This window comes from Candidatus Accumulibacter cognatus, assembly GCF_000584975.1.
Taxonomy (GTDB): Bacteria; Pseudomonadota; Gammaproteobacteria; order Burkholderiales; family Rhodocyclaceae; genus Accumulibacter; species Accumulibacter cognatus.
In genome coordinates, this window is record NZ_JDST02000007.1 from 1 (window position 1) to 13,313 (window position 13,313).

At 65.1% G+C, this 13,313-nt stretch carries 5 protein-coding genes and 2 pseudogenes; 3 read left to right on the top strand and 4 right to left on the bottom strand.

Annotated elements, in window-relative coordinates:
• The coding region (locus tag AW06_RS01675; RefSeq protein ID WP_034944613.1) for a hypothetical protein at nt 1-373 on the bottom strand (373 nt) is incomplete at its 3' end.
• Between the two features lie 3 nt (nt 374-376).
• Here AW06_RS01675 and AW06_RS19650 point away from each other — a divergent pair.
• The 3 genes and pseudogenes from AW06_RS19650 to AW06_RS19655 form a co-directional block, all read left to right on the top strand.
• On the top strand, nt 377-9,724 hold the full coding sequence (locus tag AW06_RS19650) for a putative Ig domain-containing protein (RefSeq protein WP_273704283.1): 9,348 nt from the start codon (nt 377-379) through the stop codon (nt 9,722-9,724).
• A 137-nt stretch (nt 9,725-9,861) separates the two neighbouring features.
• The gene (locus AW06_RS01690) at nt 9,862-11,256 is read left to right on the top strand and encodes an HlyD family type I secretion periplasmic adaptor subunit (RefSeq protein ID WP_034944729.1); all 1,395 of its coding nucleotides are present in this window, start codon (nt 9,862-9,864) and stop codon (nt 11,254-11,256) included.
• 6 nt (nt 11,257-11,262) lie between these two features.
• Nucleotides 11,263-11,370 (top strand): annotated as a pseudogene (locus AW06_RS19655) (alpha/beta fold hydrolase); the annotation flags it as partial.
• 33 nt (nt 11,371-11,403) lie between these two features.
• On the opposite strand, the pseudogene AW06_RS19660 reads toward AW06_RS19655, so the two are convergent.
• From AW06_RS19660 to rocF, 3 genes and pseudogenes are all read right to left on the bottom strand, one after another.
• Nucleotides 11,404-11,592 (bottom strand): annotated as a pseudogene (locus tag AW06_RS19660) (Ig-like domain-containing protein); the annotation flags it as partial.
• Nucleotides 11,528-11,977 carry a hypothetical protein gene (locus AW06_RS01700; RefSeq protein ID WP_273704284.1) on the bottom strand — a complete coding sequence of 150 codons (450 nt, stop codon included), beginning with the start codon at nt 11,975-11,977 and terminating at the stop codon, nt 11,528-11,530. The pseudogene AW06_RS19660 and the gene AW06_RS01700, both read right to left, overlap by 65 nt.
• 328 nt (nt 11,978-12,305) lie before the next feature.
• Nucleotides 12,306-13,229 (bottom strand): arginase, encoded by a 924-nt coding sequence (gene rocF / locus AW06_RS01705; protein ID WP_034944622.1) that lies wholly within the window; start codon nt 13,227-13,229, stop codon nt 12,306-12,308.
• Nucleotides 13,230-13,313: the final 84 nt, after the last annotated feature.

Consider the following 13,313-nt stretch of genomic DNA (forward strand, 5'->3'; position numbering starts at 1 on the left):
GGGCGACGCCCAGGGCAACCCCATCGGCGAGGCCGGCGCCTACGAAGACATCCTGAGCGGCAGCGCCGGCAACGACCACATTCTCGCCGGCGAACTCAACGACGATGTCGGCAGCGGCGACGGCGACGACTGGATCGAAGGCGGCAACGGTCAGGACTACCTGCACGGCGAAAACGGCAACGACCTCATCGAAGGCGGCAACGGCAGCGACATCGTCTTCGGCGAAGCCGGCAACGACCGGCTCTACGGCCATAGTCAGATCACTCTGGAGGCCGCCATTGCCGCCGGCAATACCGGCACGGCCAGCGGCCTCAAGGGCGACTGGCTCTCCGGCAATGCCGGCGACGACCTCCTGATTGCCGGCGCCGACCACGACGTGCTCGCCGGCGGCGCCGGTGCCGATGTCCTCATCGCCGGCGCCGGCGACGACAACCTCCTCGGCGACGCCGATTACGTCCCCCAGTTCATCCCCGAGGCCACCCGGCGCTACAGCATCGGCTCCATCTCCTGGTACCACGGCAGCACCACCACCTTCGACTGGGGCTATACCGACACCGCCGGCGGCCGCCTTTTCTCCCCCGTGAGGGGCGAAACCAACCCCGTCGGCGGGGCCGGCGACGCCCTCCACGCCGGCGCCGGCGACGACCGCGCCTGGGCCGGCGAAGGCGACGACAACGTCTGGGGCGAAGACGGCAACGACACCCTCAACGGCGAAGCGGGGAACGACGTCATGCTCGGCGGCGCCGGCAACGACCTGGTCGCTGGCGACGCCAGCTACATCGACGGCAGCCTGCACGGCAACGACTTCCTCGACGGCGGCGACGACGACGATGTTCTCTTGGGGCAGGGCGGCAGCGACGCCCTCTTCGGCGGCGCCGGAGACGACCTCCTGATCGCCGACGACCACACCCTCGCCGACAACCTGCAGGGCGAAGACGCTCTCGACGGCGAAGACGGCAGCGACCAGCTCCAGGGCGGCGCCCTCGCCGATATACTCTACGGCGGCGGCGGCAACGATGTCCTGATCGGCGACGACAACGAAAACGCGGCCCCTCTGCAGGGCGATGACTTCCTCGACGGCGAGGAAGGCGACGACCAGCTCTACGGCATGGGCGGGGCCGACGTGCTCTATGGCGGGGCCGGCAACGATGTGCTCGCCGGCGACAACAGCGACACCCCGCCAGAAACCCAGGGCGACGACTTCCTCGACGGCGGGGCCGGCAACGACCAGCTCTACGGTGCCGGCGGTACCGACATCCTCCACGGCGGCGACGGCGATGACATCATGGCTGGTGACGACGCCGACACCCCGGTCGCCCGGCAAGGCGACGATACCCTCGACGGCGGTGACGGCAGCGACCAACTGCAGGGCGCTGGTGGCGCCGATACCCTGCTCGGCGGCACCGGCAACGACGCCCTCTACGGCGACAGCGGCAGCACCCCGGAAGCGGCCATGGGCAACGACTTCCTCGACGGCGGCGAGGGCGCGGACACCCTGGTCGGAGCGGGCGGTGCCGACATCCTGCTCGGCGGCGTCGGCGACGACATCCTGGATGGCGACGGCAACGGCCTGTCGGCCTCGGTGCAGGGCAACGACCAGCTCGACGGCGGAGAGGGCAACGATACCCTCTACGGACAAGGCGGCAACGATCTCCTCGCCGGCGGGATCGGAATGGACACCCTCGGGGGCGGCGATGGCGACGACACCCTCGACGGCGGCGACGACGACGATGTTCTCTTTGGGCAGGGCGGGGAAGATGTTCTCTCCGGCGGTGCGGGGGCCGATTACCTCTCGGGGGGCGACGACAACGACCACCTCGATGGCGGTGACGGCAACGACACCCTCTACGGCGAGGCCGGGGACGACCTCCTCAGCGGTGGCGACGGCAACGACATCCTGTTCAGCGACAGCGGCAACGACCAGCTCGACGGCGGCGACGGCGACGACCTCATCGTTGTGCAGACCGGCAGCGGCATCCGGCACGTGACCGGCGGCGGCGGCAGCGACACGCTGATGATTCAGGGCGTCAGCTTTGCCAGCGTCAACCTCCGCCTGGGCTCGCTGCTCATCGACACCGGCCTTGCCGGCAGCGAGATTCATATCGACGAGTTCGATTCCACCAACCCGCAGGCGGGCAGCGGCTTCGAGTACTTCCAGTTCGACGACGGCGTGCGCACCTACCAGGAGCTGCTGGCCAAGGGCTTCGGCCTGCAGGGCACGCCGGACGCCGACATCATCACCGGCACCGGTGCCGACGACCGGATCGACGCGCTCGCCTCCGACGATCAGATTTTTGCCGGCGAAGGCAACGACCAGTTGCAGGGCGGTAGCGGCGACGACCTTCTCTACGGCGAGGGCGGTCACGACACCCTGGACGGCGGCAGCGGTGCCGACCGCCTGGACGGCGGCGACGGCAACGATCAGTTCGTGGTCGACCATGCCGGCGATGTCGTTGTCGAGGCCGCGACGGCGGGAATCGACGCCGTGCAATCCGGGATCGACTATACGCTGCCCGATAATGTGGAAAACCTGACCCTGACCGATGCCGCGGTGACCGGCCACGGCAATGCGCTGGCCAATACGCTCACCGGCAACGCCGCGGACAACGTCCTCGACGGCGGGGCCGCTGCCGACACGATGAGCGGCGACGCCGGCAACGATGTTTACGTCGTCGACGATGCCGGGGATGTCGTTTCCGAAAATGCCAGCGCCGGCAATGACTCGGTACAGGCGAGCATCCGTTACACCCTCCCGGCCAATACCGAAAACCTGACCCTGACAGGCAGTGCCGCCATCGACGCTACCGGCAACACGCTGAACAACGTGCTGACCGGGAACGGCGCGGCCAACCTGCTCGACGGCGGGGCGGGGACCGACACGATGAGCGGTGGTGCCGGAGACGATACCTACCTCGTGGACAACGTCGCCGAGGTGGCGACGGAGTTCGCCGACGAAGGCGTCGATACGGTGCGCTCCTCCATCAGCTACGCCCTCGGGGCGAACCTGGAGAATCTGCTCCTGACCGGCGCGGCGGCGATCAACGCCACCGGGAATACGCTGGATAACGTGCTGACGGGCAACAGCGCCACCAACGCCCTGGCGGGGGAAGCGGGCAACGATACGCTGGATGGCGGCCTGGGCGCCGATGCCCTGCAGGGGGGAGCCGGCAACGACACTTATGTGGTGGACAACGTCGGTGATACGGTCACGGAAGCGGCCGGCGAAGGTGTCGATCTCGTGCTGTCGAGCGTCAGCCATGCGCTCGGCAGCCACGTGGAAAATCTGACCCTGACCGGTAGCGGGGCCATCAATCCGACCGGGAATGCCCTGGGCAATGTCCTGCAGGGGAATGCCGCCGCCAATCTGCTCGATGGCGGCGCGGGCGACGACACGATGATCGGCGGCGACGGCGGCGACACCTACATCGTCGATAGCCTTGCCGACGTGGTGACGGAAAATGCGGACGAGGGTCTCGACACCGTACTGTCTTCGGCCAGTTACGCCCTCGGGGCAAACCTGGAGAATCTGATCTTGACCGGATCGGGTGCCATCAACGGCACCGGCAATGCGCTGGCCAATGCTCTGATGGGCAACGGCGCGGCGAATCTGCTGATCGGCGATGCCGGCAACGATACGCTGGATGGAGGCCTGGACGCCGACGTGCTGCAGGGCGGCTCGGGCGACGATACGTATTGGGTGGATAACGCCGCCGATGCCGTGATCGAGGCCGCCGGCGAAGGTACGGATATCGTTCAGGCCGGCGTGTCCTATACCCTCGGGGCCCACGTCGAAAACCTGACCCTGGTCGGCACGGGCGCCATCAACGGTACCGGCAACGCACTCGACAACGCGTTGACGGGCAATGCCGCGGCCAACGTTCTGGATGCCGGGACCGGGGCCGATACCCTGAGCGGCGGCGGCGGCAACGACACCTACGTTGTCGACCACGTGGGCGACATGGTCGTGGAAAACACCGCTGCCGGAACCGATCTCGTGCAATCGAGCGTGACCTACCTCCTTTCGGCAAACGTTGAGAACCTGACGCTGACCGGTACGGCGGCGATCGCGGCGACAGGCAATGTATTGAACAACCTGTTGATCGGGAATGCCGGCGCCAACACCCTGAGCGGCGGCGACGGCAACGACACGCTGGACGGCGGAACGGGCGCCGATGCGCTGCTTGGCGGCGCCGGCGACGACGTCTATGCGGTCGACGACGCGGGCGATACCGTGACGGAAGCCGTGAACGAGGGGAACGATTTTGTCCAGTCGGCGGTATCCTTCCTTTTGGGTGCCCACATCGAAAACCTGACCCTGACCGGCGTGGCGGCCATCAACGGCACCGGCAATGCGTCGAACAACGTTCTGGTGGGCAACCTGGCCGCGAACGTGCTCGATGGTGGCCTGGGCGCCGACACGATGCAGGGCGGCCCCGGCAACGATACCTATCTGGTCGACAACGTCGGCGATCAGGTGGTCGAGTCCTGGAGCGAGGGTACCGACTTCGTTCTGTCGACTGTGAGCTACACCCTTGGCGGAACGCTGGAAAACCTGACCCTGACCGGCAACGTCGCGATCAATGGTACCGGCAACGATGCGGCGAACGTCCTCGTCGGCAACAGCGCGGCGAACACGCTGACGGCTGGACTGGGGAACGACACCCTCGACGGCGGGGCGGGCGCCGATACCTTGGTGGGTGGCACGGATAACGACCTTTATGTGGTGGACGACGTCAGCGACGTGATCGTGGAGGGGCTGTTCGCAGGGAACGATTCCGTGCTTTCCGGCGCGTCCTATGCGCTGAGCGCGAATCTGGAGACCCTGACGCTGACCGGAACGGGCGCGATCGACGGCACGGGCAATGCCCTGAACAACGTGCTCGTCGGCAATGCGTCGGCGAACGTGCTCAATGGCGGCGACGGGGTCGACACGATGAGCGGCGGACTGGGCGACGATACCTACGTCGTCGATATGGCCGGCGACGTGGTGGTCGAATACGCGGAGGAAGGCATCGATACGGTGCAGTCCAGCCTGAACTACACGCTCGGCGCGCATGTCGAGAATCTGCATTTCACCGGTTCGGGCGGTCTGACCGGTACCGGCAACGCCCTGGATAACACGCTGACCGGCAACACGGGCGGCAATCAGCTCGAGGGTGCCGCCGGCAACGACACCTTGTACGGCGGCGACGGCAACGATGCTCTCTTTGGCGAAAGCGGGGCCGACGTGTTGATCGGCGAACAGGGCGACGATTATCTGCAGGGCGACGCCGGCAACGATGTCATGGCAGGGGGGCCCGGCAACGACTCCTATATTGTCGAGGATGCCGGCGACGTGGTGGTCGAGCAAGCCGGCGAGGGCCTCGATGTGGTGAGCGCATCGGTGAGCTATACGCTCGGCGCCAACGTCGAAACCCTGTATCTGAATGGCCCCAGCGCCATTGACGGTACGGGGAATGCGGAGGCCAACACCCTGTACGGCAATGCTGGCAACAACCGCCTGGACGGCGGCGCCGGCGCGGATACGATGCAGGGCGGCGGGGGCGCCGACACTTACGTCGTCGACAATGTCGGCGATCTCGTCGACGGCGGAGGATTCGGCGATGGCGATACGGTCGAGGCCACCATCGACTGGACGCTCGCCATCGATCAGGAGAATCTCCGCCTGCTCGGCTCGTCCGCCCTCAACGGAACCGGCAGCTCGCAGGACAATCTCCTGGTCGGCAATAACGCGGACAATCGTCTGGACGGCGGTGGCGGCACGGACACGCTGCAGGGCGGTACGGGCAACGACACCTATGTCGTCGACCACAGCGGCGACCAGATTGTCGAGCAAGCGAATGAAGGCACCGATACCGTCGAATCGATCGTCAGCTGGACACTATCGGAGCAAGTCGAAAACCTTCGCCTGACCGGCAATGCAATCATCAACGCAACGGGCAACGCGCTGGACAACGATTTGAGAGGTAACAGTTCCAGCAATATCCTCGATGGCGGTGACGGTCATGATCAGCTCGACGGCGGTGTCGGCAACGACACGTATCTGTTCGGCTTCGGTGACGGACAGGACGTGATCAGCGAAGCGTTCGACACGACGCCGGGAAAATACAATGTCTTGCGCTTCAAACCCGGCGTGACTACCGCCCACGTTTCGCTGGCGCGTGTCGGCGACGATCTGGAGGCCCGCCTCGGAGTCGGTCAGGAGAAGGTGACCATCCGGAATTACCTCCTCGGCGACGATCCGGGAAACGGATCGAATCCGATCCAGGAGATCTGGTTCGATGATTCGACCGTCTGGGACTTCCAGACGATCCATGACCTTCTCTACCCAAGCAATACGGCGCCGGTACTGAATGTCGCCCTCGCCGACCAGAGTATCGCCGAGGGGGCGACGATCGACTTCGCTGTGCCGGCTGATGCCTTCGTCGATTTCGACGCAGGCGATTCGCTGACGTATTCGGCGACCCTGGCCGATGGGAGTGCCCTGCCGGCATGGTTGTCCTTCAATCCAGCCACCCGTACCTTCACGGGGACGGCATCGACCGCTACCCTCGGTACGACGGGGGTCCGGGTGTCCGTGACCGACCGGGCGGGGCTCACCGCGAGCGACGATTTCAACCTGTCGGTAGTGATCCAGAACCAGACGCTGACCGGGACCGCCGGTCCCGATACCTTGATCGGCCTGTCCGGCGACGACACGCTGTTGGGTGCCGGCGGCAATGATCAGCTCATCGGCAATGCGGGGAACGACAGGCTCGATGGCGGTACCGGTACCGACACGATGCAGGGCGGCGCCGGCAACGACACCTATGTGGTCGATGACGCCGGCGACGTCGCGATCGAAAACGCCGGCGAGGGAAGCGATGATACGGTCCAGTCCTCCGTGACCCATGCGCTGGGGGCCAATCTGGAAAGGCTGATCCTGACAGGTACGTCGGCCATCAACGGGACCGGGAATGCGCTTGGCAACGTGCTGACGGGCAATGCTGGTGCGAATACGCTGGAGGGCGGTGCAGGGGCCGATACGATGTCAGGCGGCGCCGGCAACGACACCTATGTGGTCGATGATGCGGGCGACAGCGTGATTGAAAATGCCGGCGAAGGTAGCGACACTGTCCAGTCGAGCGTCACCTACATCCTCAGCACCACTGTCGAGAATCTCACGCTGACTGGCATGACCGCGCTCAACGGCACGGGTAATACGCTGGCGAATGTGCTCGTGGGCAATAGTGGCGCCAACGTCCTTTCGGGCGGTACCGGGGCCGATACGATGCAGGGCGGCGACGGCGACGATACCTATGTGGTCGACAGTGCCGGCGATATCGTGACCGAGAATGCCGCCGAAGGCACGGATCTGGTTCAGTCCTCGATTGCGTACACGCTGGGGTCGAATCTCGAAAACCTGACGCTGACAGGCGCCGGTGCGATCAACGGCACCGGCAACACGCTGAACAACATGCTCACCGGCAACAGCGGCGCGAACACGCTGGATGGCGGTAGCGGTGCCGACACGATGGCTGGCGGCACCGGTAACGACCTCTACGTGGTCGATAACGCCGGTGACGTCGTCACGGAAAACACCAGCGGAGGGACTGATACCGTTCAATCGGGGGTCGCCCACACCCTCGGCGCCAACGTCGAAAACCTCACGCTGACTGGCACCACGGCCATCAACGGGGCGGGCAATACCCTGGCGAACACCCTGACCGGGAACAGTGCCGACAACCTCCTCGATGGCGGCAGTGGTGCCGATACCCTGGTCGGCGGAGCCGGCAATGATACCTACGTCGTCGACAATACCAGCGACGTCGTGACCGAAACGGCAAGCGCGGGAACCGACACCCTCCAGTCGAGCGTGACCTATACCTTGTCGGCGAACGTCGAGAACCTGACGCTGACGGGTACCGGTACGATCAACGGGACCGGCAACACGCTGAACAACGTGCTTACCGGTAACGCCGGCGCGAACACGCTGAATGGCGGGACCGGTGCCGACACGATGGCCGGCGGCGCCGGCAACGACCTCTACGTGGTCGATCACGCTGGCGACGTCGTCACGGAAAATGCCGGCGAAGGAACCGACACCGTCCAGGCGGGAATGACCTACACCCTCGGCAGCAACGTCGAAAAACTCACGCTGACCGGTACCACGGCCATCAACGGGACCGGCAACGACCTGGCGAACACGCTCACCGGAAACTCGGGCGACAACATCCTCAACGGCGGTGCCGGCAACGACACGCTTGTCGGCGGTGCCGGCAACGACACCTACCAGGTCAGCACTGGCGACACCGTGACCGAAGGGTCCAGTGCCGGAACCGACACGGTCATCTCCGACGTCACCTGGACGCTCGGCAGCAACCTCGAGAACCTCACGCTATCGGGCAGCGCGGCCATCAACGGCACGGGCAACCCCCTGGATAACCTCCTCATCGGCAACAGTGCTCATAACACGCTTTCCGGTGGTAGTGGCGCCGACACGATGCAAGGCGGTGCCGGGGATGACAGCTACGTGGTCGACAACACTGCGGATGTGGTGACCGAGGCTGGCGGTGCAGGCACCGATCTCGTGCAGTCGAGCGTCACCCATACCTTGTCCGCCAACGTCGAGAACCTGACCCTGACCGGCAGCAACTCCATCAACGGCACTGGCAACGAGCTCAACAACGTGCTAACCGGCAACAGCGTGGCCAACAGTCTCACGGGCGGCACCGGCAATGACTCGCTGAACGGTGGCGCCGGGGCCGACACCCTGCTGGGCGGTCTGGGCGACGACGCCTACACCGTCGACAACAGCGCCGATGTCGTGACGGAAAACGCCGGCGAAGGCATCGATCTCGTCAACAGCAGCCTCACGCTGACGCTGGCCGCCAACGTCGAGGCGCTGGCGCTCTCCGGATCTTCCGCCCTGAACGGCACCGGCAACGCTCTCGACAACCTCCTCAGAGGCAATACCGGCGCCAACACGCTGAACGGCAGCACCGGCAACGACCTCCTCGAAGGCGGCGACGGCAACGATACCCTCACCGACACCGCCGGCGTGGCCCTCTTCAACGGCGGCACCGGCACCGACACCCTCACCGGCGGCGCCGCGGCCGAGCTCTACCTCGGCGGCCTCGGCAACGACACGTACACGACGGCCGGGGATAACGACATTCTCCTCTTCAACAAGGGGGACGGGCAGGACACCTTCGCCGCCGGAGGAACGGGCAGCGATACCCTCTCGCTCGGCGGCGGCATCGACTACGCCGACCTCAGCTTCAGCAAATCGAGCAATGACCTCGTCCTGAAGACCGGCGGTACCGACCAGATCACCTTCAAGAACTGGTACGCCACCACGCCCTCGAAGCCCGTACTCAACCTGCAGATGATCGCCGAAGCCATGGCCGGATTCACACAGGGCGGCAGCGATCCGCTCAAGGATCAGAAGGTGGAGAACTTCAACTTCTCGGGCCTGGTCGACGCCTTCGATGCCGCCCGCGTGGCCAACCCCGGCCTCACCAGCTGGGCGTTGACCAATGCGCTCGCCAATTTCCATCTGGCCGGCTCGGACACGGCCGCGATGGGCGGCGATCTGGCCTACCAGTACGGGAAAAACGGCACGCTGGCCGGCATCGGCCTGACTTCCGCCCAGCAGGTGATCGGCGACGCCGGCTTCGGTACGCAGGCGCAGGCCCTGCGGCCGCTGGCGACCATTCAGGAAGGAGCGCTGCGTTTGTCGTGACGTATAACCATCCATCATTCCCGCGAATGCCGGAATCCAGCAACGGCGCATCCAGCATGTGCTGTGGAAATTTGTCTGGACCCCGGCGTTTGCCGGAGTGACGGCTTGTTCCCTGTTCGGATGCCTTCCCCGTGACCATGAAACTCCCTTTCAAACTCCCAACGCTGCCCGCACCGGCAACGCCGGATTATCACGACTTCTCCCCACCCCTCCTGCGCCTGCAGGACGCGCCACCCAACCCGCTCGGCCGCACTGTGCTGCGCGTGCAGGCCGGCATGCTCGGTCTCTTGATCCTCTGGGCCCTGATCGGCAAGCTCGACATCGTGGCCGTGGCCGAGGGCAAGCTCGTACCGCAGAGCTACCTCAAGATCGTGCAGCCGGCCGAGGCTGGCATCGTGAAGGAAATCCTCGTGCGCGAAGGCGAGACGGTGAAGGCCGGCCAGGTGCTGATGCGCATGGATACCCTCATCACCGAAGCCGATGCGCAGACTATCGAAGCCGACTGGCAACGGAAGCGCCTCTCCCTGCGCCGCATCGACGCTGAACTCGCCGGCAAACCCTTCCTCGCCGACGCCGACGATCCCCCCGCGCTCGCCCGCGAGATCGACGCCCAGTCCCGCGCTAACCGCAACGCCATCGAGGCGGCGCTGGCCGAAGAGCGCAGCCGGCTCTTGAAGGCCAGAGCCGAACTCGCCTCCGCCCAGCAGGTACAGACCAAGCTCGCCGAAGTCCTGCCGCACTACCGCGAGCAGGACAGGGCCTACGACAAGCTGGTCAAGGACGGCTTTTCCGGCGGGCTGATGGCCAGCGACAAGAAGCGCGAGCGCATCGAGAAGGAACAGGAACTCAAGACCCAGGCCCACCTGATCGACTCGGCCAGGGCCGGCATCGCCCAGTCCGAGAAAAAGCTCGCCCAGCTCGACTCCGACTACCGGCGCAGCCTGCACGCCGAACGCAACGAGGTACAGGCCGCCTTCGACAAGCTTGCGCAGGAGCGCACCAAGCAGGCTCACCGCAAGGAATTGCTCGAACTCAAGGCCAGCCAGGACAGCGTGGTCAAGGATCTCGCGACGCACACCACCGGCACCGTCGTGCAACCGGGTACCGTGCTGCTGACGCTGGTGCCGAAAGAGGAGACACTGCGCGCCGAGGTCTGGGTAAGCAATGAGGACATCGGCTTCGTGCGCCAGGGGCAACCAGTCAAGCTCAAGTTCGCTGCCTTCCCGTTCCAGAAGTACGGGATGGTCGAGGGGACGGTCGAACACGTCAGCGCCGATGCGGCGGATGGCGGCATGGGTCACAGCGCAGGCGGCAACGCGCCGAACGACAAGGGTCGGAAGAACCCGCAGCCGCTGGTCTACAAGGCCCTGGTGAGGCTGAAGGCCATGAAACTGGAGATGGACGGCGCCCGCTTCGCGCTCGGCGCCGGCATGCAGACAAACGCGGAGATCATGCTGGGGACGCGCACCGTGGCCGAATACCTCCTCTCACCGGTGCAGAAGGCGTGGCATGAGGCGGGGCGGGAGCGGTAGAACGGCATGCTGCACGGCTGGATGGATTCATCGGCCAGCTTCCAGTTCACCATCGACGCGCTCAGACACGCGTGGGACGTGCTGGCACCCGACTGGCGGGGCTACGGGCAAAGCTTGATCGTTCCACGCCGAACCGCCAAAGCCGTCGCCGACCGTGTACGTGAAGCTGATGGTGCCGGTGAAACCGGTCGTCGGGGTGAAGTTGAAGTGACCGTCGGCGAAAGGCGTCAGGGCGCCCTGCAGGCCGGTGATATTGACCAGGGTGACGTTCTCATCGGCTTGCGTCGAGGTGGAGCCAGAGCTGTGCGTCGAATGGCAGCAGTTGCTTGCCGGCATTCAGTTCCGGCGCCATTTCCTGCGCTCTGCCGACGAGGACCTTCTCGACCGAAATTCCGACTGGGGTGTAAGGCGTGCCGGCGAAAGGTGCCGCGATGCGTGCCAGGAAGGTCGGCCCGGACAGCGTCGACGATACCCACTGGTTCGGCCCACCCGAGCGTGCCTTGCCTCGGCGGGCATCCCATTGCGGATCGCGCAGTGCCGCCTCGGCAAGGTGGCGGGAGATCCAGGGGAAGGTAAGCGCTCGCCCGAGATACAGACCGCGAAGCGGGGGTGCGCTCGCCGACCGCGTCGACAACCAGTTGCTGATCACTTCCCGATAGCTCGACTCGGCCACTTCGCAGTGCATGAAGGCGTCCGTGTGTGGACGGAATGACGCGGTCATTGCCCCGGGTCCTTCCTCGATATGTGGCGTGCAAGCCGCCGCCACGGAAGGGAGAGCGAGCAGCGCGGCCGTCATGATCCGTCGAGCCAGCCTCGATCGGCGCGCGAACCCTCGACTGCACTGACACCCGGAACCTGGCGAGTGGTCAAACAGTCCGTTGCCAGCCCGTTGCACAAGGAAGGATGCGTTGCGGCCAGGAGAATCGTTGTTCATCGTTTCAGAGCCCAAGAACAGCCTATCTGTTGCCAAAACCAAGCCAGAATCTGGGAGCCATTTCGAGGCCGATGACGCCCCCTCCGGATAATCCCCAGCGGTTTGCGCGCACTCCCTACTGATGCATGCGCATCAAGGTACTCTTGCCGAACAGGCTCTCCACAAGGTCCACCGCCAGCTCTGCGGTCATGTTCCGCCGGTCGAGCGCCGGGTTGAGTTCGGCGATGTCGAGCGAGCACAGCCGTCCGGTATCCGCGACCATTTCCATGCAGAGTTGTGCCTCGCGATAGGTCGGACCACCACGCACCGTGGTCCCCACCCCCGGCGCGATTTCCGGATCGAGGAAATCGACATCGAGGCTAACGTGCAGGTGTGTTTCCGAACAGATGCCGGCCAATGCCTGCTCCATGGTTCTGCGCATGCCGACTTCGTCGACATAGCGCATGTCGAACACTTCGATGCCGATTTCGGCCAGGAAGCACTTTTCCCCTGCATCGACACTGCGAATGCCGATCAGGCGAATTTCCTGCGGCGAAATGGCGGGTACATGGCCGCCAATTTCGGTCAATCGGGACGGACCGTACCCGCACAGGCAAGCCACCGGCATGCCATGAATATTGCCACTCGGCGTCATCGTGGCGGTATTGAAATCGGCGTGTGCATCGAACCATAACACGCGCAGCTTCTTTCCAGTCTCGCGGCAACGACGCGCCACGGCACTGATCGAACCGATGGCAAGGCAGTGATCGCCGCCGAGAATGATCGGCAGGCTCTCGCCTCTCAGTTCGACATACACCGCATCGTGCAGGCTACGGTTCCACGCCACGACCTCGGACATGTGGCGGAAACCATCGACCGCTGGCAGGTCGGGATTGGTCGGCCCAGGCAGGTTTCCGCAGTCCTTGACCGCCAAACCAAACTGGCCAATCGCCTTGACGATACCCGCGATACGCAGCGCCTCCGGCCCCATGCTGGCCCCGCGCGTTCCAGCACCGACGTCGGTTGGAACGCCGATGATGCTCACCGGCAGCGCAGTCATTGCAATCCTCGAACGGTTGTCGTCTCTGAATCAGGCGGCCAACGCCATGGTGGCCGGCACCGGGCCTTGTTCGCCACAGTGATC

Bases quoted from the DNA above. Each gene is read 5' to 3' on its own strand.
- AW06_RS01690 (WP_034944729.1), top strand. From the start codon at position 9,862: ATGAAACTCCCTTTCAAACTCCCAACGCTGCCCGCACCGGCAACGCCG.
- AW06_RS01700 (WP_273704284.1), bottom strand. From the start codon at position 11,977: ATGACCGCGTCATTCCGTCCACACACGGACGCCTTCATGCACTGCGAA.
- rocF (WP_034944622.1), bottom strand. From the start codon at position 13,229: ATGACTGCGCTGCCGGTGAGCATCATCGGCGTTCCAACCGACGTCGGT.